12 protein-coding genes are annotated in these 21,307 nt (G+C 52.8%); 6 read left to right on the top strand and 6 right to left on the bottom strand.

The genetic code is table 11. From position 1 onward, the window contains the following. Window positions 1-10: 10 nt before the first annotated feature. The 3 genes from NY07_RS03100 (at window position 11) to chrA (ending at window position 3,660) form a co-directional block, all read left to right on the top strand. Complete coding sequence (locus NY07_RS03100) at window positions 11-1,240, top strand: glycerol-3-phosphate dehydrogenase/oxidase (protein ID WP_033537894.1); 1,230 nt, start codon at window positions 11-13, stop codon at window positions 1,238-1,240. 42 nt (window positions 1,241-1,282) lie between these two features. Further along, window positions 1,283-2,419 carry a 23S rRNA (uracil(747)-C(5))-methyltransferase RlmC gene (gene rlmC / locus NY07_RS03105; RefSeq protein ID WP_033537895.1) on the top strand — a complete coding sequence of 379 codons (1,137 nt, stop codon included), beginning with the start codon at window positions 1,283-1,285 and terminating at the stop codon, window positions 2,417-2,419. 68 nt (window positions 2,420-2,487) lie between these two features. Then, window positions 2,488-3,660 (top strand): chromate efflux transporter, encoded by a 1,173-nt coding sequence (chrA, locus tag NY07_RS03110; RefSeq protein WP_033537896.1) that lies wholly within the window; start codon window positions 2,488-2,490, stop codon window positions 3,658-3,660. Here the strand turns inward: chrA and NY07_RS03115 are convergent. The 4 genes from NY07_RS03115 to NY07_RS03130 are packed head-to-tail and all read right to left on the bottom strand — an operon-like array spanning window position 3,653 to window position 6,783. Next, window positions 3,653-4,864 carry a sensor histidine kinase gene (locus tag NY07_RS03115; RefSeq protein WP_033537897.1) on the bottom strand — a complete coding sequence of 404 codons (1,212 nt, stop codon included), beginning with the start codon at window positions 4,862-4,864 and terminating at the stop codon, window positions 3,653-3,655. The genes chrA and NY07_RS03115 overlap by 8 nt on opposite strands. Beyond that, a complete protein-coding gene (locus NY07_RS03120; protein WP_033537898.1) occupies window positions 4,864-5,565 on the bottom strand; it encodes a response regulator transcription factor in 702 nt (233 codons plus the stop codon). The genes NY07_RS03115 and NY07_RS03120 overlap by 1 nt, the downstream gene beginning before the upstream one ends. Next, entirely contained in the window at window positions 5,562-5,957 is a 396-nt protein-coding gene (locus NY07_RS03125; RefSeq protein WP_052125461.1) for a DUF3019 domain-containing protein, read from the bottom strand. Before NY07_RS03125 ends, NY07_RS03120 begins: the two co-directional genes overlap by 4 nt. Then, on the bottom strand, window positions 5,947-6,783 hold the full coding sequence (locus NY07_RS03130) for a MipA/OmpV family protein (RefSeq protein ID WP_235363886.1): 837 nt from the start codon (window positions 6,781-6,783) through the stop codon (window positions 5,947-5,949). The genes NY07_RS03125 and NY07_RS03130 overlap by 11 nt, the downstream gene beginning before the upstream one ends. Before the next feature lie 625 nt (window positions 6,784-7,408). Here NY07_RS03130 and NY07_RS03135 point away from each other — a divergent pair. Beyond that, complete coding sequence (locus NY07_RS03135; RefSeq protein ID WP_033537900.1) at window positions 7,409-12,529, top strand: S8 family serine peptidase; 5,121 nt, start codon at window positions 7,409-7,411, stop codon at window positions 12,527-12,529. A gap of 219 nt (window positions 12,530-12,748) precedes the next feature. After that, a complete protein-coding gene (locus NY07_RS03140; protein WP_033537901.1) occupies window positions 12,749-14,413 on the top strand; it encodes a methyl-accepting chemotaxis protein in 1,665 nt (554 codons plus the stop codon). A 68-nt stretch (window positions 14,414-14,481) separates the two neighbouring features. Here NY07_RS03140 and fdhF read toward each other — a convergent pair whose 3' ends face one another. Both fdhF and NY07_RS03150 read right to left on the bottom strand, forming a co-directional pair. Continuing rightward, on the bottom strand, window positions 14,482-18,714 hold the full coding sequence (gene fdhF / locus NY07_RS03145; protein WP_033537902.1) for a formate dehydrogenase subunit alpha: 4,233 nt from the start codon (window positions 18,712-18,714) through the stop codon (window positions 14,482-14,484). Between the two features lie 255 nt (window positions 18,715-18,969). Then, window positions 18,970-19,950, bottom strand: coding sequence for an ion channel (locus NY07_RS03150; protein ID WP_033537903.1), 981 nt, complete (start codon window positions 19,948-19,950; stop codon window positions 18,970-18,972). Window positions 19,951-20,202: 252 nt separating this feature from the next. On the opposite strand from NY07_RS03150, the gene prfB reads away from it, so the two are divergent. Continuing rightward, window positions 20,203-21,301 (top strand): peptide chain release factor 2 gene (gene prfB / locus NY07_RS03155; RefSeq protein WP_161783148.1). Its coding sequence is split into 2 segments (ribosomal slippage): window positions 20,203-20,277 and window positions 20,279-21,301, totalling 1,098 coding nucleotides; the frame shifts between segments, so codons are not numbered across the junction. Window positions 21,302-21,307 lie beyond the last annotated feature (6 nt).

Consider the following 21,307-nt stretch of genomic DNA (forward strand, 5'->3'; position numbering starts at 1 on the left):
AGGAAGCGCTATGCAAGCAGTGGATTTAGTCGTGATTGGCGGCGGTATTACCGGGATTGGGATCGCCCAATGTGCCCAGGCCGCTGGTTACTCTGTGGTGCTGCTTGAAAAAGATGGGCTGGGTGAGAAGACCTCGTCGAACTCCAGTAAACTGATCCATGGTGGCCTGCGCTATCTTGAGTCGGGTCAGGTGAGTTTGGTGCGCGAATCGCTTGCCGAGCGCAAGGCGCTACTGACCTTAGCCCCCGAGCTGGTAAAGCCAGTACCCTTCTATATTCCTATCTATAGTGACAGTCGGCGCGGTCCCTTGGCCATTCGCGCCGGGCTAAGCCTCTACGCCCTGCTCAGTGAGTTTGACCCCTTGGGGCAGTTCAAGTCGATACCCGCTAACCAGTGGGGTCAGCTCGCCGGACTCAAACTGAAAGGGCTTAGGGCCGTGTTTCGCTATTGGGATGCCCAGACAGATGATGCCAGCCTGACCCTGGCGGTGGCCGAAAGCGCCCGGGCACTTGGCGCGCAGCTGCTGACCCAAGTAGAGCTTAAGCAGATAGAGCACAGGCCAGATTCTTGTATCGTGAGCTATGAAACGGGCGGTGAAACGCATTGGCTTAGCAGTCGCTGTGTCATCAATGCCACGGGGCCTTGGGTCAATCAGACCCTGGGGCAGGTGGTCCCTAAGATCGAGGCTTCACCGGTTGAGCTGGTACAAGGCAGTCATCTGGTGCTGGATATTCCCGCGCCGAGTGGCATCTTCTACCTGGAGTCTATCTACGATAAGCGCGTGGTGTTCGTTATGCCTTGGCAGGGAAAGACCATGCTAGGGACTACCGAAACCCCTATCGATGCCGTCGATGCAGCGGGTGTGACCCATGCAGAAGAGGCTTACCTGCTGGGGATCTATCGTCACTATTTTCCGCTGTCTGAAAGCCAAGGGCCTCTTGGCGATCGGATCATAGGCCGTTATTGCGGCGTGAGGGTGTTGCCAAAGCAGTCGGGAGAGGCGTTCGATCTGCCCAGAGACACCATGATGGTGTCTAGCGAGACACACCCGAATTTGTTGACTGTCTATGGCGGCAAGCTCACCACCTTCAGGCATACGGCCAAGGAGGCCGTAGTCTGGGTGAAAACGCGCCGCGGGGTTAAGCCGGTGCGGGCCGATGTCGACAGTTTAAGGCTGACACCTGTGCAAGCGACCCAGAGTACACCTGACAATGGTGATTTTTCTCCTCAAAAAGGCTAAAGTAAGGCGCCTTTTTTAAGCCTAGCTGCGAGCAAAATATCTGTGAAGTGTGCCTATTTCGATGCCAATCAATGCCTTTCCTGCCGTCATATCAAGACGCCCCTGAGCGAACAGGTGGCCGCGAAATCGGCGACGCTCGAGGCGCTGCTAAAAGATCTGCCGGTAGAGCAGTGGCTGCCTCCTGTGGTGGGGCCTGAGTCAGGCTTTCGTAATAAGGCCAAGATGGTGGTTTTAGGCGCCGCCCATCAACCCATGTTGGGGCTGGTGAGCCCTAGCGGTGAGGCGGTGAGCCTGTGTGACTGTAGCCTGTATCCTCAAGATATGCAGCAACTGCTGCATCGGCTGGAACGCTTTGTACGCCAGGCGGGGATCCCGCCCTATCGCGTAGATAAGGCCAAGGGCGAGCTGAAGTTTATTCTGCTGACCCGCAGCCAGGTGCGCGGCGAATATATGCTGCGCTTCGTAATGCGCTCCGAGCAGGCGATTCCCCGTATCGAGCGCGAACTGCCAGCACTTTTGGCGGAGCATCCTGAGATCAGGGTGGTGTCGGTTAATTTGCAGCCCGTGCACATGGCTATCTTGGAAGGGGAGGAGGAGATCTTTCGGACCCAAGCCACACGTCTCGAGGAAGTGTTTAATCAGGTGCCCCTCTTTATTCGCCCAAAAAGTTTCTTTCAGACCCATCCAGAGGTGGCGGCCAAGCTCTACCAAAGTGCCCGTGAATGGACGCGGGAGTTGGCGCCAAAATCGATTTGGGATCTCTTCTGTGGAGTGGGGGGCTTTGGTTTGCACTGCGCCTCTAAGGACGTCGCCCTTACCGGTATTGAGATAGAGGCTGAGGCCATTGCCTGCGCCAAGATGTCCGCCGAGACGCTGGGCTTGACCAATGTACGCTTCACCGCGCTCGATTCCACCACCTTCGCCAGCGACAGTCGCGGTGAAGAGAAACCGGATCTTATTATCGTCAACCCACCCAGACGGGGAATTGGCGAGGCGCTGTGCCATTCGCTTAGTGAATTTGCGCCCCAGGCGATTCTCTATTCAAGCTGTAACCCCAAGACACTGGCCAATGATCTGCGCGCCATTTCAGGGTATCGAGTGACTAAGGTGCAGCTGTTTGACATGTTCCCCCATACGGATCACTTCGAAGTGCTGGTGATGTTGCAGCGTCAAGCCTAACGCTTGTCATCGGCGCGTCATCTTGTTGTCATAATCTAGTCTCATCAACCTAGGATGAGGAGGTTAGCTTGGGAGCGGTTTTCAAACAGTTTCTGCTGTTAGGTCTGGTCTGTTTTGGCGGGCCAGCGGCCCATATCGGTTATTTTAAGCGACGTTTTGTCAATGAGCTTAAGTGGCTCGATGCAGAGCGCTTTGGGGCTATTGTTGCCTTGAGTCAGGTGATCCCAGGGCCTGGATCAAGCCAGGTGGGATTTGCCATTGGCCATCACAGGGCTGGCATTACCGGTGCCATCGCGGCCTTTGCTGGCTTTACCTTACCCTCATTTATACTCCTTTATCTATTGGCGGTGGCGAGCCTTGGCTGGCTGGAGACCAGCTGGTTTCAGGGACTGATCCACGGCCTTAAGCTGCTCGCTGTGGTGGTGGTCGCCGACGCCGTGTTGGGAATGTTTAGCCAGTTTTGTCGCCAAGGGCTGACTCGATTGCTGATGTTGTGCGCCGCCTTAGTGACGCTGCTGCTGGGCGGCCTGGCCATTCAGCTGGCGATTTTGCTGATGGCTGCCGGTATTGGCGGCTATTATTTGTCCCCTACTGCCCTGGAAAGTATGCCCGATGAACCCCTGCAGTCCCTGAGGCTGAAACCTATACCACTTGCGCTGTTTTTGCTGCTTTTTGGCGTCGCCTTGTGGTGGATAGGAGCGGGCGGTGGGCTAACCCAAGTGTTTGCGCAGTTTTATCAGGCGGGCGCCTTGGTATTTGGTGGCGGCCATGTAGTGCTGCCGCTACTTGAAAGCAGTGTTGGTCAGCAGCTAGGCAGTGAACGTTTTCTTACTGGCTATGCGCTGGCTCAGGCGGTACCCGGGCCCATGTTCACCCTGGCCGCATTTCTCGGGGCCGAGTCTTGGTCAGACGCGCCGCTGTTAGGCGCCATAGTGGCAACCATGGCGATCTTTTTGCCCGGTTTTTTACTGCAGCTTTCAGTGCTTAGCAGTTGGCAGGCCTTGATGGCCAGGCCAAAATTTCGCGGCGCCATTATGGGGCTGAATGCCGCCGTGGTGGGCTTGCTGCTGGCGGCGCTGATCTCGCCGGTGATCACCTCTGCCATAGCTTCTGCACTGGATCTTCTGTGGGTGTTAGTGGGAGGCTATCTGTTGCGGCGTTATCGCCCCAGCATCTTGTGGCTCTTATTAGGCTATGGCCTGCTGGGGGTCGTGCTTGGCGTGGCGAGCGGTGTTAATTAACCGCTTGATTGCGCCATTGAATGGTAAGGCAGGCGCCGCCCAAATGGCTGGCTTGGGCGACCTCTAGTCGTCCCTGATGCCAGATGGCTATCTTGCGGGCAATGTATAGCCCCAGGCCATAACCCGAGCCGTCTGATTGTTCCTTATCCCGGGCAAAGGCAGCCAGTAGCTGCTTGCCTTTGCCTTCGAAGCCTGGGCCATCATCTTCGACGCGGATCTGGCAGTTGCCTTGGTCACAGTAAAAACTCACCTCGATGCGGCTTTGGGCGAAGCGAAGGGCATTCATGATCAGGTTTTGGGTGGCAATGGTCATGGAGTTGGGGTCGAGGCACACCTGGTTGTCATCACCATCGAAATCGATCGCTATCTTGTGCTGGTAGATAGCAAATTTCTCCTCCAGCTGCTTGAGGAACTGTTTCGGCGTCACCCAACTCTTCTTCAGCTGGTTTTCCCTATGTTCTAACTTGGCAAAGGAGAGATAGTTGCTGGCTAGCTGCTCTATCTCATCGATATCGGCGTTAATTCGCTGCCAATACTTGTCATCCAGTTGCGCCTTACTCAGTTGCAGGGCAAAGCGCATACGTGCCAGCGGGGTCCTGACCTCGTGGGAGATGGTGCGCGACAGCTCCTTATGCATCTGCAGAAAGTCGACTATCTGTACCGTGACATCGTTAAATACCTTGGCCAGTGGATAAATGGCCGAGCGTTTGCTGATGATCTGCTCCATCTTTCTTGGGTTAGCACCGAAGTCGACAGCCGATTGCTGCAGGCGAGAGAGATCCCGAAACAGCGGCCAGATCAGCAGTAGGGCGAGAGAGCCTAGGCTTGCATAGAGGGCAAAAATAATCAGCTCGGTGGGCATGGGGTGGTTAAGTGGCTTCACTACGGGGCCAAAGGCGATAATCTCATTTTTATCAGCTGCTTGGCGGTAGTAGTAGGTTTCGCCGCCACTGAGAGTAAGGGCGATGGTTTCACTCTGGCCCAGCTTGTCGCTAAGATCGCTTGGCAAGGCCAGCTCATCGGCTGGCAGGCGGCGGATCAGGACACTCGCATCTTTGTCGCTCAAACCACGAAACACACTGTCGACATCTATCTGGTAAGACTCTACCTGCTGCATAGCGCTGTGGATCTCGCTGAAGGACCAGATGATCAGCGCACTGCTTAATATCAGTAGCGCATAGAGACGGTAGAATTGATATTTCATTAGCGAACCGACGTCTGCGGCAGATAGTTAAACAGATAACCTTGGCCATGGACCGTCTTGATGGTGAGCCCGGCAATCTGGTAGCTGTCTATCTTCTTTCTCAGACGACTGATTTTAAGATCTATTGCTCTATCCAGGCCGTCGTAGGGCCGCCCCACATATTGTTCAAACAGAAATTCGCGGCTGAGCACCTTGCCCGGGTGTTGGGCGAAGATCCACAAGAGATTAAATTCTTGAGTGGTTACCTTCTGCGCCTTACCGGCAATCGACAGCTGCTGGTGGGTGTGATCTATGGTGAAGTCATGCAGTGTGATGGCTTCAGATTTTGCCTCACCAGGCATTTTTCTAAGGTTAGCCTTTATGCGTGCCACCAAGAGCTCTGGATTGACCGGCTTGACAATATAGTCGCTGGCGCCAAGTTCCAGGCCTTTTATCTGGTCGTGCTGACCATCGAGGGCGGTCATAAAGATGATCACGCATTGATAGCGCTGTTGCAGCTCGGCAAACAGACTAAAGCCGTCGGTATCCGGCAGCATGATATCGCAGATGATGAGATCGAACCTCTGATCGGCAGGCAACTTGGCGACCGCTTGGGCCGATTCGCTATGGGTCAGGTCGAAGCCTTGCTGTGTCAGGTAGAGCAGGGTGAGTTCGGCCAAATCCAGATCATCTTCGATCAGCAGTATCTTAGGTTTGGTCATAACAAGTTCCAGTTAAGTCCTCGCCGTTTACGGGTGTTAACGGGTTGAAAAGTGGCGAGTTTGATAGTCACTTCGTCGAGTATTTTGTCGTTAAGGGTCTTAATCAATACCTGGGTATCCTGGGTGAGGGTCAGCTCGAGCAGGTGATCCACATCCAAGCTGTCGAAGCACTGTTCGGGCGCGTTGCGCAGGGCTATCCAGATACAGGTTTGTTCAAGGGCATCGAGTCGATAGCTGATCTTAAGCGTCATATGACAGGGGCTACCAGCCTCAATGACGGCACAGGTCTTAGGTTTGACATTGACCTGTGTGGTGTTGCCATAGGAGTGAAAGCTGGCGACCAAGGACAGTAGCAGCAGGTATTTCATCAGGCTGACGGCGTTAGAAGGCATAGCTGACTCCAACGAATCCCGATAGGTATCCATCCTTTTCTACCATAAGGTTTTTGGTGATCTCATCTCCTAACCAAGTGTAGGTGATTATCGCGACGAAGTTGACATCTTGCCAGAGAGGCAGATTGAGCACGCCACTGGTATGGTAATTAATCGCGGCCGATTGAGGTTGAGGAACACGGCTTCGACCCAGTTCAGATTGGGTAAAGTGATAGTAATAGCTGATCAGCTTGCTGCTTTTACGGATCGCACCGACCTCAAATCCCAGGGCACCCCACGAAAATGCCGCGTTCTTTTTCACCTTAAAATGCACTTCGCTGCCATGGTGCACACCACTGACATCGTGAAAATAACCTAGGGTAATGTCGGCGTAGGGGGTGAGCCAGCTAGTGCTCAGGCCGCCGAGATAGGAGATGTTGCGCTCAATTTCTACCTCAGGGATCTCTGGACCAAACAGCGGCTGTTTATTGGGTTTGAAACCGAGTATGTCGCTGAGAAAGACCTTGTTCCAGCCATCCAGTTCGAAGAAGAAGCCGTCTTCGTTGAGACGTGTTTGCAGATCCACCAAGAAACGCTCTGACTCATAAAGGCTATAGCCTAAGGTGAAGTTTTCGATATAGAAGCGTTCATCATAATAGGACCAGCTAGGTAGTACATAAGTGATGATATCGTCGGATTTCGCTCTGGGGTTCTCGATTCCGCCATAGCCTGCGGCGAGGGTGAAGTGAAATTCGCCCGTGGTAATATCATCTATCTGGTCATCGGCCCTGGCTTCGAACAGGATAAACCCTGATAAGAAAATAAGACCCGACAAAAGGTACTTCATGGTCTTCACCCACATCCTAAAACAGAAGAGTAGAATCTAAAACGATCCTAGGTTAAAAGTCTGTAAAAATATTAACAAGTGTACAAAATGCTACATGCATTGCCATGCTATTTCGAGTAGGGCACGGGCGGTTTTTGTGTCCCCGTTGGCCTGGCTGAACCTAGTACCATAGGGGGCTTTGCTGAGCTTTTACCGCCATGAATAGATCTGAATAATCATGCCTTGTCAGTTTATACAAGGTACTGAGCCATCGTCGCCATTAGTCCTGAAGTTTCGCTGTTGACAGACTGTGCGTAGCAATTTTGCCATGGATTTTACTCCAGTATGTAGCAGTTTTGTTGTATTCAAGTCATGAGGCTAGTCTAGTTTGGTTCCAGCTTATTTGCCTGTTTTTAATCAATTTATATTGATTTTATAAAGCGCTTAAACTTAGGCGTATGTCCCCTTTCTTAACTAAATTCACCGGGTGTTAACTATATGTTTGTTTTTTAACAAAACTACAAAATGCTACACCAAAGCAGTCTCCCTTTGTTTCGGCAACATGATTATATGTCATTTCGCTGGTGAATATATATGCAAATAAAAAATCTCATCAGGGCATAACTAAAATAAGGTGGACAGTTTCATGAGAGTGAAAACATTAGTAACAGCTGTGGCGGCAGCGCTCTATAGCGCCGGCATGGTGCAAGCGGCAGCAGTGTCGCCAGGTAAGGTCGAAAGACTCGAGCCACTGAAAATTACCGCAGAGCAGGCGAAGCAGCTCAACGCTGCTAGTGCGCAGCAGGTTAACCTGTTGCAAAACGACGGCCTTAACGTGCAGATCGCTCGCCAAAGCGATAAGTTCGTTGTCGAAGAGGGTTTGACAGGGGAGCACGTTTATATCGTCAGACTCCATCAGAAGCCCCTGGCACAGGCGGGCGCTAACCTGCTGGCTCAAGGTGGCAGTGAGCGAAACACTGTTAAGACTAAACCCGGTGAGGCCAAGTTGTTTGTCGCTGGTCAGCCGGTAAATCGCGAGATTAAACAGTATCGCGATCAGTTACTGAGCAAGCAGCAAGCCGTGATTGCCGAGTTGTCGGCTACCCTTGGCGATCGCCCTGTACGTCAGCAGTTTACTAATGCGGTCAATGGTTTCTCTATGGCCATGACTCAAGAAGAGGCTCAGCGCGTATCGCAACAGGCCAATGTGGCCTCTGTTCGTCGTTCTAAGACCTATGAGCTCTTCTCTGACGTTGGCCCAGAGCTGATCGGTGCCGATAAGATCTGGACAGGTAGTGTAACGGATTCTGTGCCCTACAAAGGGGAGAATGTGATCGTCGGTATTATCGATACCGGGGTAAACACAGACCATAGATCTTTTGCCGATGTCGGCGATGATGGTTATGACCACCAGAACCCTTGGGGCGCTGGCCAATATGTGGGTGACTGTTTGAAAGAGGGCTTCGAAGGCCTGTGTAACGACAAACTCATTGGTGTACGCTCCTATCCTGTGATCACCGACTTTTTTACCAGTGGTGAATATGGCGACACTCGCCCAGCAGTGGGTGAAGATTATCAGGGGCACGGCTCTCACGTGGCCTCTACCGCTGCGGGTAACGTGCTGTTAGATGTGGACTTTGTTAATCCTGCACCGGGCGCCGTCAACGATGGCAGCGTGGTCAAAGAAGCACTCTTCCCGCGCATGAGCGGTGTGGCACCTCACGCCAACATCATCTCTTATCAGGTCTGTCACCCATCAAATGAAATCAATCGCGGCTGTCCGGGTGAAGCCCTGATCGCTGGTATCGAAGATGCCATCAGCGATGGTGTGGATGTGATTAACTTCTCTATCGGTGGCCAGGACTCTCATCCTTGGAGCGACGACGTGGAACTGGCGTTCCTGTCTGCTCGCGAAGCCGGGATCTCAGTGGCGGCTGCGGCAGGTAACTCTGGCCAGCCTCAGGGATATCAAGAATATTTCGGCGCCATCGATCATGCCTCACCTTGGTTGATGAACGTGGCGGCGAGCACTCACTCGCGTGAGATCTTGGTTGAGACCAAGCTAGTCGATCCTATGGGTGGCAGTGAAATGCCGCGCTGGAGCGAGATCGTCGGCGGTGCGGTGAACACCAGCTCGGTAACGGGTTTAGTGGTGAAGGCCAGCGACTATGGCGATGAATATTGTGGCGAGCCATTCCCTGCAGGGACCTTCGATCTGACTGATGCGGGTGGTAACCCGAGCGATGTGATCGTGGTATGTAAGCGTAACAATCTCAACGATCCTAATGGTATTGCCCGTAACGCCAAGGCCGACAACATTAAGGCGGGCGGCGCCGATGGCATGATCATGTACAACTATGCCAATGCCGACACTATCGTGGCGACGGCGGCTTATTCAGTGCCTAGCATTCATATCACCAAACAAGAGTGGGATGGTCGCTGGGACAACGGCTTGTCGGGTTACGGCCTGAGCGATTGGTTAGCTAAAGGTAGCGACCATGTGCTAACCATCTCTGAAACCTTGATCGATCGCGACTTAGATCCTGAGCGCGCCGATTGGTTGGCAGCCTTCTCGTCTCGTGGCCCTAGCCCGTCGACACCAGAAGCCCTGATCCCGGCCGTTGCGGCTCCTGGCGTTAACATCTATGCGGCCTTTGCCGATGAGCATCCGTTTGTAAGCGGCGGCGCCTCGGGTGACTTTGCCTTCCTGAGCGGTACATCTATGGCCTCGCCGCACGTTGCCGGTGCCATGGCACTGCTTAAGCAGGCTAAGCCAAGCTGGAGCGCTACCGAGATTCAATCTGCGCTGGCAATGACCGCCGAGAACAAGGTGCAGTACCGCAGACTCAATGATGAGAATGGCGATGTGGTTCTGGCGTCGACCTACCGTGCTGGTACAGGCCGTATCAATGTGGCCAATGCAGCCAAGGCTGGCTTCATCATGGATGAGACAGTGGATAACTTTAAGGCTGCCGATCCGCAAAACGGTGGCGCGGTGCACAAGTTGAATATCCCTCAGCTAGTGAACTTCGAGTGTAAGCCACAGTGTCAATGGATCCGTACCATCAAGGCCACCACAGCGGGTAGCTGGAGTGTGACCCATGATGACGTGATTAACTGGGCGTTTGATTCTCGTTCACAGCTCTCACAAAACGGTGTGTCTATTAAGGTAACGCCGAGCGAGTTTACCCTGGAAGCGGGCGAAACCTTGGATATCGTGGTCGAAGCGTCGATCATGGATACCCAAGATTGGTTCAGCAACGCGGAAGTGGAGCTGCACTCTAACCTGATCTTCACCGAAACAACGGGTAATGCATCAGAAGCTCATTGGCCTGTCGTCTTTAAATATGACAAGAACGGCATGCCGGGACGTCTGGCAGCGACCGCCCATCGTAACGACGGCAATGCTATCGTTAAGGGCATCAATCTACCGGAAGGTGACAACATCTACGGTCGTATCTTTACGCCGGTGAAGGCTGATGTGAAGAGCATTACTCTGCCAAAAGATGACGACGGTCAGTTCCCTTGGAGCAGCAATGCAGATTTGACTGTACCTATGGAAGATCGCGTAGATGAAGCGACCCATGTTGAGATGATTCAGGTACCAGCAAATGCTCGTCGTTTGATGGTCGAAACCTTTGGTACCACAGAGAGTGAACTGGAAGGCTCCTTAGATAAAGGTAATCTGCTGGTTTATGTGGGTAAGGACTATAACGGTAACGGTAAGGCAGATCCGTTTGAAGAGTTACTGTGTGTCTCTAACCACATTCAGTACAACAACTTCTGTAACATCAACCAGCCAGAAGAAGGCCAATATTGGGCACTGTTCTACAACCCAAGAAAGGGAGCGGCGCAGAACAACTACTATGACGCGATGGAAGAGACCTTCGAATTTGCGACAACCGTAGTGACTGACGATGTAGCTGCTAACATGAGCCTGGAAGTACCTGCCAGCAATGGTCAGGATCCGGTGGATATCCAGGTGAACTGGAACATACCTGAGATGGTTGAAGGCGATGTTTACTACTCACTGATCGACTTTGGCAGTTCAGAGATCAACGCTGGCAACATAGGCAAGGTGGCCTTTAAGCTTGAGCGTGGTATCGATGATGTACATCTGGATGTGCCGCAAACCGGTGCCCATCTGGGTGAGCAGGTGCCATTCACCTTCGAGGTTCAGCCTAACGATAGCGGTGCGGATCGCGCCTTTACCATTAGCGCCGATATCCCAGCAGGCCTGAGCCTGAATGTGGAAGATGTATTGACCTCATCTAAAGAGATAGTGACAGATATCACGGTAGAAGATGGCAAGCTGACCATTAGCGGTATTCAGCCTAATACGGCGGATGTTGAAGCTAGCTACAATATAACCACTAACTTAGAAGATGCCATGTGCCGCACGCCAGACTTTGGTAACAAGAATCCGGGTGGCTATGTGGATCTCGAAGAGTTCCGTATCTACCCAATGTTCAGCGGTTTCGCACCAGTTGAATACGATGCCAATGGCCGTGCCATCAATGGTAAGGACAACAACATCCTTTACCGTAAAGGGATTGAGCTACCTATCGATGTGATCTTCAGTGGTCGTTATGACAACTTCCATCTGTATAACAACAGTGAAAACCTCAACGTAGGTAAGCAAAATGCACTGGATATTCATGCTCACGGCATAGTATCGCTATGGGAAGGTCAGCCTTTCTTCTTCCCATATCATGATATCTTCCCGTATAACAGCTTCCCGTATGAGACGATCGGTATGATGTGGCGTGGTTTCGAGGTGCTGGACGTCAATGCACCAAAAGCTATCTTGTCGGCGCCACTGGTGAATAACTGGAGTGAGCGTTCGGGTATTTCGATTGCCAGCACGCAAACCGGTTGGGGTATCCTGGAATACGATAATGCGCGTACATACCTGCCAGCGGGCCGTGATGCGAACCGCGTCTATCAGTGGCAAGAGCTGGATGACAGATTCGACTTCGAGCTGATCTTCAACGTCAATACTCGTCATGGTGATGGTGAGTACGAGATGATGATGGCCTATGACAATCTGGACTTTGGTTCACAAGACGGTCGTGGTTCTGTCGGTCTTCAAGGTTTCCGAGGTGCGCTGTATCAGTATGGTCCTTTGGAAAAATATCTTGGCGAGCAGTTCAGCTATGGTGAGTTGGATAAGAAGCTGTCTGATGGCCTGGTGATCTGTTACGACTATGTGGGTCCTGAGTCATCACAGTTCCAGGTCACTGCTTGGACTCGCGTGAAGGACAATGCCGCCGGTCAGGATCTTACGGTTAACGCCGTGAGTCAGGTGGAAGGCATGGCCGATATCAATATGAGCCATACGGTAAGTGTTGCGTCTAACATTAGCCTAGGCTCAATCGCCGACCAGAGTGTTGCTGAGAACACTAGCCTGGAAGGGATTACCGTGATGTACGCCGATGAGCAAAACAGTGTTAACCAGATCACCGTGACCGGTGAGCATATCACTGCGGTCGTCGACGGCCACACCTCTGGCAGCGAAATTACTATCACACCAGAAGAAAACTTCTATGGTGAGGTAGAAGTCACTGTCACAGTGAGTGATGTGGAAAACCCAAGCGATGCAGCATCGACCAGCTTTATGCTGACGGTTGTCTCTGACGGTGTTGAGCCACAGCCTGAGCCAGAAGTTTTGCCAGAAGTTGAAGAGAGTGACGACGGCGGTGCACTAGGCTTTGGCGCCCTGATGCTGCTGGTATTTGCTGGCCTGCGTCGCAAGGTTGCACGTTAATCGCCACGAGTAGTTATTAGGGTCACTTCGACCTAAATCATTAACTTAAGTGATCGCCAGTATTCTAGGGATGGAATACTGGCTTTTTTGTTAGTGGGGGGAGTTACATCAGGTAGATAATATTGATCTATTACAATTTATTTCGTATTAGCCACTGACATGAGTACTTTTTGACTATATTTTACATACGTATGAAATAAATCCTGTTTGGAGATAAGTATGTGGCAATTAAGAATGAAGAATAAGCTGTTGGTATTTGCTCTCCTGCCTCTGATATTAAGTTTTATATTTTTAGTTTCAATTACCTACAATTTGGAATCTAACTCGCTCGAAGAGAATATGGAGACCTTTAAAACCAGTCTTTACAGCGAACGTAAGGCGCAGCTAAAAGATCAGGTCGATATCGCCTTAGACATAGTCTCACACCAGGTGTCACTTGGGGCGGCAGGCGACGTCAACAAGGCGCTGCGCAATGTACGCTTTGGTAGTGCGGGCTATTTCTTTATTTATGATTTTGACGGTTATAACCGTTTTCACGCCGTTAATACCGCTTTGGAAGGTACGGCGCAGATTGGCATGACAGACCCTAATGGTAAAAAGATCGTCGTTGGTCTAATCGATGCGGCCAGAAGCGGTGACGGATTTTTTATGTACGACTATGCCAAGCCAGGCGTCACAGGTTTAGTACCTAAGATTGGCTACGCTGCCACAGTGCCGGGTAAAAACTGGATCTTGGGTACAGGTGCCTACACCGACGATATCGATGCTCAAGTGGAAAGCTATCGTGAGGTGATGACCAAGCATATGAGCGAGAAGGCGATGATGATCTTGGCCTTTGCCTTGGTGCTGGTGGTGATCACTGCCGTGGTGATGTTGGTGGCGGCTCAGCGTATGGTTAACCCTATTCATAATATGGTGCAAAACCTTGAAGATATTGCCAAAGGTGAAGGGGATTTAACTAAGCGTCTCGACGTGCAGGGGGTGGATGAAATTGCCATGCTTGGCCGCGCCTTTAATCAGTTTGTCGATAAGCTACAGGGGATCATCAAGGATGTTGCCAGAGCCACGGTCGAGGTGAAAAACGGCGCGGATAACATCTCATCGCAGACGTCGGCCATGGCGCAGCAGCTGATCAGTCATAACAACGAGACAGATCAAGTCGTGACGGCCATTACCGAGATGTCGGCAACGGCCTCAGAGGTGGCCATGAGCACTACTCAGGTGGCCGAGGCGACTCAGGCGGCGACTCAAGATGTGGGTAACGCCCAGCAGTGCGTCGACAGCTCGCTACATGAAGTGTCGACCCTGATGTCTGAAATCGATATGGCCGCCGGACACATCAACTCGCTTAATGAGCAGTCACAGAAGATCAACAGTGTGCTGAGCGTGATCGGTGGCATTGCCGAGCAGACTAACTTGCTCGCCCTGAATGCTGCCATCGAGGCGGCGCGCGCCGGTGAACAGGGTCGCGGTTTTGCCGTGGTGGCTGACGAGGTGCGTAGCCTGGCCAGTCGTACTCAGGCCAGTACCTTAGAGATTAACGAGATGCTGTCTGAATTGCATAACCTGGTATCGCTGGCAGTCAGCAGTATGGAGTCGAGCCAGCAGAGTTGCCATCGTTCGGTGACCTCGTCGCGGGCTATCTCAGATAGTTTAGGAGCGGTAACCTCTGCGGTGACCTCAATCAATGATATGAGTACTCAGATTGCGACAGCCGCCACCGAGCAAAGCTCGGTGACCGAGGAGATCAACCGCAACGTGTTTGCTATTCAAGATATCGTCAATGAGCTGCTGCAGGCGAGTAACAGCGCCTCAGATACCAGCCAGACATTGGCCCATGAGGGACGCACTCTAGACAGCCTGGTAGGACAATTTAAGGTGTAGCGAGTGTTATAAATAAGAAGGCCGCAACTCATGTTGCGGCCTTTTTTATGGCCTGAGCGGTAGCTAGCCTATGGCCAGGTTATCGCCTCGCTGGTCTTGTCGATTCTGACAGCACAGATCTTAAATTCGGGGATCTTGGCCACTGGGTCGAGCACATTATTGGTGAGCTTGTTAGCCGCCGCCTCTGCAAAATGGAACGGCAAGAACAAGACGCCAGGTTGGGCACGACGGGTGACAAAGGCCGCGATATTGATGCTGCCGCGACGGGTCGACAGGGTCAACATATCGCCATTGGCTATCTGCAGGCGATCGGCGTCTATGGCCGACATCATCACCCTAGGTGAACCCAGCTCGTTGAGGCCTGCGGTCTTGCGGGTGAGCGTGCCTGTGTGGAACTGCTCCAGCAGACGTCCGGTCGACAGGGTGAAGGGGTAATCTTCACAGGGCTGTTCGGCTGGCAGTCGATAACTTACCGGCTGCATCTTGCCTTTGCCGCGGGTGAAGCTTTGCTGATGCATTAATGGTGTGCCGTCATGCCCCTTTTCCGGGCAGGGCCATTGCTTGCCCAGCAGACCGCGTTCGCTATTGGGATCGGTATCCTGCCAGTCGATGCCATGATACTGAGGCGTCACCTGAGTCAGTTCCTGCCAGATCGCCTGCTCGTTGTCATAGTGCCAATCGGCCTGCATCAGCTTGGCGATATCTGTGATGATCTGCCAGTCGGGTCTAACCTGACCTGGGCTGTTAATCGCCGCCTGCAGTCGCTGTACCCGGCGTTCTGTGTTGGTGAAGTGCCCTTGCTTCTCGGCGAAACTGGCTGCAGGTAACACCACATCGGCCAGCTGCGCCGTTTCAGTCATAAAGATATCTTGCACGATCAGCAGCTCGGCCGACTCCAGCCCTTGCATCACATGGGCTTGATCCGGGTCGCTCAGTACGGGGTTTTCTCCCATGACATAGAGCGCCTTAAGCTTGCCATGGGCCAGAGCGTGCATCATCTCGGTGGCGGCTAAGCCGATTTGATTCGGCAGATTCTCTTGCTGCCAGGCGCGTTTGAATTTCGCCTGAACCTCAGGATCGGTCACCTTCTGGTAGCCGGTGAAGTAGTTGGGCAGTGCGCCCATGTCACAGGCGCCCTGAACATTGCTCTGACCGCGCAGAGGGTTAATTCCAGCGCCTTCAATGCCTATGTTGCCACACAGAAGTTGCAGGTTGGCAATGGCGGTGACGTTGTCATGGCCAGAGGTGTGCTGGGTGATCCCCATGGCGTAGTAGATAGCGGTTTTCTCAGCTGTACCTATCATCTTGGCCAGACGCGCTATCTCATCGGCGGTGACCCCAGTGATCTTGGCCGCATTGTCTAGGCTGTAATCTGGCTTCATCACCTCGGCAAAGAGCTCGTCGAAGCCTTCGACACGGCGACTGATGTAGTCGCTGTCGTGCCAGCCATGCTTGATGATCTCCTGCATGATGGCGTTGAGCAGCATCACGTCGCTGCCGGGGCGGTGACGCAGGTAGAGTTCGGCGCTGTCGGCAATGCTGACCCGCTTAGGATCGGCGACCACTAACCGGGCGCCATGTTGGCTGACCGCCTGTTTGATCTTGGAGGCGATGATGGGGTGCGCCGACTCGGTATCCGAACCTAGGATAAAGATAAGATCCGAGAATTTTATCGACGGAATATCATTGGTCATCGCGCCGCTGCCCAGACTCTCTTGCAGGGCGGTCACGGTCGAGGCATGACACAGGCGCGCACAGTGATCTATGTTGTTGGTGCCGATAACACTTCTAAACAACTTTTGGAACAGATAGTTATCTTCGTTGGTCGCCTTGGCCGAAGCCAAGCCCGCAATGGCGTTGCCACCATGTTCTGCCTTGATGCGGTTAAGCTTGTCGCCGATAAAGCTTAGGGCTTCTGGCCAGCTAACGGGGACTAACTCGCCTTGCTTGCGCAGCAGTGGCTGGGTCAGGCGTTGCTGGCTATTAATAAAGTCGAAACCGAAGCGGCCCTTGACGCAGAGCATCCCCTCGTTGACCTCGGATCGGCTGTCGCCGGAGACGCGTTTGATCTCACCTGTCACGGGATCGCTATGGATGATGACACGACAGCCCACGCCGCAATAGGTGCATACGGTTGAGGTCTGTTTCAGTTCGCTATTAACGCCCTGGCGCTTGTCTCTGGCATCGGTCAAGGCGCCGGTTGGGCAGACCTGAACACAGTTGCCACATTGTACGCACTGGCTGTCGGCCATGGTGGCGCGAAAACCGGCGCGAGGTGCTTGACGGCTAGGTTCTGTGGCGACTTCCTGGGGCAAAGCCAGGTAGCTGTCTGGCTCAAAACTGATCGCCTTGTGTCCCGATTGTTGATGACAAACGGCGACGCAGGCGCCGCAACTGATACAACGGTTAGGATCGAAGTTGATAAAGGGGCTGCTGGCATCCTGAGTAAAGGCGCGGTGGCCTTGCTTATCTAGCGTGGCACCGTCGACTCGGTATTCGGTGGCGTAGTCGCGCAGGGCACATTCGGTATTGGCCTGACAGCCGCACTCCAGACAGCGGGCGGCTTCGAGCATCGCCTCTTCATCGTTAAAGCCCAGCTCTATCTCATCGAAGTTGCTGAGGCGTTTATTGATCGCCAGCTCTGGCATCTTGGCCTTGGCTTGCAGCAATCTGTCAGGGAAGTGTTGCTCATCTGGCTTTTGCTTATCCTGCTTTTGCGAATTAAAGGGGGCTTGTGTGAGTTCGCAGCTTAGCTCGCCACTGAGTAGCTTCTCGATAGCATTAGCCGCTTTACGACCATCGGCCACCGCCGCGACCGCAGTCGCTGGACCTGTGCGCGAGTCGCCTAGTACAAAGAGTTTCTCGACCCCGGATGACATAGTGTGTTCACAGCCGGAGAAGGTGTTCCAGCGGGTCAGCGCCAACTCGCCGGTGGAGAGCTGGCTTTCAGGGTGGATCAAAAACTCCATGTCTGGTGTCTGGGAGACGGCAGGGATAACGGTATCAAAATCTTCGGTAAAGGTTTCGCCTGTGGCCTTAGGTGAACGTCTGCCCGATGCGTCTGGCTCGCCCAGACACATCTTTTCAAAGGTGACGGCTGTGACACGGCCATCGGCATCACCATGGTTTTCCACTGGGTTGGTGAGGAAGTAGAAACGCACGCCCTCATGTTCCGCCTCTTCGATCTCATAGTCTTCTGCCGGCATCTCGTCTCGGGTACGGCGATAGACAAGCGTTACCTCGGCGCCTTTACGCAGTGCGGTGCGGGCACAGTCGATAGCCGTGTTACCGCCGCCGATCACAGCGACTTTCTTGCCTGTATGGTAGCGGTTTTCCATGCAGTGATCTTTGAGGTAATCCACTCCCAGGTAGCAGCCTTCAAGATCCACGCCTGGATAGTTCATGGGCACTGCCTTTTGGGCGCCAATGGCGAGACAGACGGCGTCGAATTGACTGATTAGCGCCTTGAGGTGGATATCTTGGCCAAGACGGGTATTGGTCTGTATCGTGAGGCCGTTTTGGCACAGTAGGTCGATCTCTTTGTCGAGAATTGTCTTAGGAAGACGGTACTCGGGAATACCATATCTTAGCCAGCCGCCCGCCTGGGGCATGGATTCATAGATGGTGACCTCGTGCCCGGCATTCGAAAGGTAGTAACCGGCGCTGATGCCGGCAGGACCGCTGCCTATGATGGCGACCTTTTTACCGGTAGCGGGGGCCTTGGGCGGCACATAGGTATCGTCGCTGTCGAGATCGAAATCGGCGGCGTGGCGTTTAAGTTGACGTATAGCCAGGGGCTCATCCAGTTCGCCGCGTCGACAGGCGGATTCACAAAAGGCTGGGCAGACACGGCCGATAGAGAGCGGCAGGGGCAGGGTCTGTTTGATCACCTTGACCGCTTCTTTATGGTTTCCTTGGGCGATATGCAGTAGATAGGACTGTACATCCACACCGGCTGGACAAGCCTGCTGGCAGGGGGCTTCGCAGTCGGCGAAGTGATCGCTCAGCAGATGTTTCAGCGCGGCCTGACGGCGTTTACTGAGTGTGGCGGAGTGGGTGATCACTTCCAGTGGCGCTTGGATCTCAGTTTTGCAGGCCTTGACTGTGCTGATCTGGCCGCTGGCATCGCGCAGCTCTACATAGCAGAGATTGCAATCCTGTTTGCCTTCGAGCTTGTCGTCCAGTTGTTTACCCAGATGACATAAATTTGGGATCGCTATACCCGCTGCTTTGGCGCAGGTTAACAGATCGTCGCCCCGGTTGGCTTTGACGATTTGACCGTCGAAGGTGAGTTCTATCATTGTAGGGACCTTTTATTAGAATCTAAGCGTTAGCTAGGTAACCTTGGTCTCGATGGCAAATCTATTTTTAGGTGAATGCTTATAGGTAAATTAGAGAAACAAGGTTTGCTTGAGTATACCTAGAGCCCTTTTCGCCACAGGTCTTAGTAGTGATTTTTTGTGCTGCATTTGCAGTGTTGTTCACAAATTGCGCTGGGTTTGTTGGCTTGCACCATGCTAACGATGAAGTGGTTTGAGGTGGATCACAGTTTGCGGTTAGCGGGTCATCTTCTTAACGAACACCACCACGAACAGGGCGATGGTAAAGCTGCCGGTAAAAGCCTCGATGGCGGCGATTGCCCGGGAGTAACCTATAGGCGTAAAGTCGCCGTAGCCCAAGGTGGTAAAGGTGACGACTGAGTAGTAGAGGCAATTGAAGAATAGCGTCAGGTTGGTCCAGAATTCATTGCTCCACTTAAACACGTGGACGTTGCCGTCATAGTTTAAGCCTGTAAACAGGTAGAGCAGCGCGCAGACGAAAATAAACCCCATCGAAAATCCGATCACCCTGTTAGGGGCTTCGCCATAGCCGCAGAAGATATCGATTATCTTAGACAGAATGCGGGAATAACTGAATTTGGGCATCTGGTGGCGGCGCATGGTGAGCTCTTTACGCAGGTAATTACCGCCCATGGCAAACAAGCCTTCGCGCTCGGCGGCTTTGCGCAGATCCCGGTAGATCTCTTCGGCCTGTTCGAAATAGTCCTGGGCGATCTCCTGCTCGCCTACCCGTTCAGCCTCATTGGCCAGGCGCTCCTGCTTTAACACCTTGCCGGTATTGATGTTCTCTATCTTGGCACCATTCCATTTGATCCCTAGCAGGTTGGTGCCCACCAGATTGGCACAGTGCACATTGGCCTCGCGCAGATCGGCCTTCATCAGGCTGGCATGTTGCAAGTTGAGATTAAACATGTGCGCCCCTTGCAGGTTGGCGCGGTACAGCTCGGCATGGCTCATGTCGAAGCCGGTTTTTTGGTGGTGTCTGACCAGATCTATGCCGGGCAGATTGGCCCGTTTGAGGGAGATCCCCCGTAGCATGCCGCCTCCACGGGCAAAGGCCTCTAGGCGGGCGATATCTTCCGGCTTATCTTTAATGATTTTAGGATCATGCCAATAGCATAGGCCTGAGGCTTCGGCTGGTTCGGTGCAGGAGAAGCCTTCATCTTCATGGTAGCAACATTGGTTCTTTGGTTTCATATTGAACAGTATAGCCAGCCTGTAGAAAAGGGGAGGATCGAATCTGTGGGGTAGGGTTTGACTGCCATTTCTGCTGTGATATCGCCACTTTATGTAGCATGACTTCACAACATCGGCTCTGCCTTATATGAATTGCCTACAAACTGCTGCAGAAATAAACAGGGAAGGTCAACAGCCCCTATGCGAATAGGGGCGATTGAGTTAAAATACCGCGTTTGCATTCCTGCCTATCGATTTTTAAGTAGAAGAGTCATGTTTGAAGTAAATCCGGTTAAATCTAAAATCAAGGAGCTGGCTGAGCGTACCCAACTTCTTCGGGGGTATCTTTGACTACGATGCCAAGAGTGAGCGTCTAGAAGAAGTTAGCCGAGAGCTGGAAAGCTCGGAAGTGTGGAACGACCCAGATAATGCCCAGGCTCTGGGGAAAGAGCGTGCCGCATTAGAAGCCGTTGTTAAGACCATAGATGATATGGACAGTGGCCTTGAGGATGTCGAAGGCCTGCTGGAACTGGCTATCGAAGAGGAAGACGAAGACACTTTTAATGATGCTAACAGCGAGTTGGCACAGTTAGAGAAACGTCTGGAAGAGCTTGAGTTTCGCCGCATGTTCTCGGGTCCTCACGATGCATCAGATTGTTATCTGGATATCCAGTCGGGCTCAGGTGGTACCGAGGCGCAGGATTGGGCCAACATGGTACTGCGTATGTATCTGCGTTGGGGCGAAGCCAAAGGTTATAAGCCAGAGCTTATGGAAGTGACCGACGGTGATGTGGCCGGTATCAAGGGTGCGACCATTAAGTTTACCGGTGAATATGCTTTCGGTTCACTGCGCACCGAAACGGGCGTGCATCGCTTAGTGCGTAAGTCACCGTTCGACTCTTCGGGCAAGCGTCATACCTCTTTCTGTTCTGTGTTTGTCTACCCGGAAATTGATGACTCTATCGAGATCGATATTAATCCGGCGGATCTGCGTATCGACACCTATCGCGCTTCGGGCGCGGGTGGTCAGCACGTTAACAAGACGGAATCGGCGATTCGTATTACTCACTTGCCTACTAATACTGTGGTGCAGTGTCAGAACGATAGATCCCAGCACAAGAACCGTGACTCGGCAATGAAGCAGCTAAAGGCTAAGTTGTACGAACTGGAAATGTTAAAACAGAATGCCGATAAGCAAGCCGCCGAAGACGCTAAGTCTGATATCGGTTGGGGTAGCCAGATCCGTTCTTACGTGCTGGATGATGCCCGTATTAAAGATTTGCGTACCGGCGTCGAAAATCGCAATACTCAGAGCGTCCTCGATGGCGATCTGGACAAGTTTATTGAAGCTAGCCTGAAATCTGGCCTTTAACGAGAG

This window comes from Shewanella sp. ECSMB14101 (genome assembly GCF_000773485.1).
Lineage (GTDB): Bacteria > Pseudomonadota > Gammaproteobacteria > Enterobacterales > Shewanellaceae > Shewanella > Shewanella marisflavi.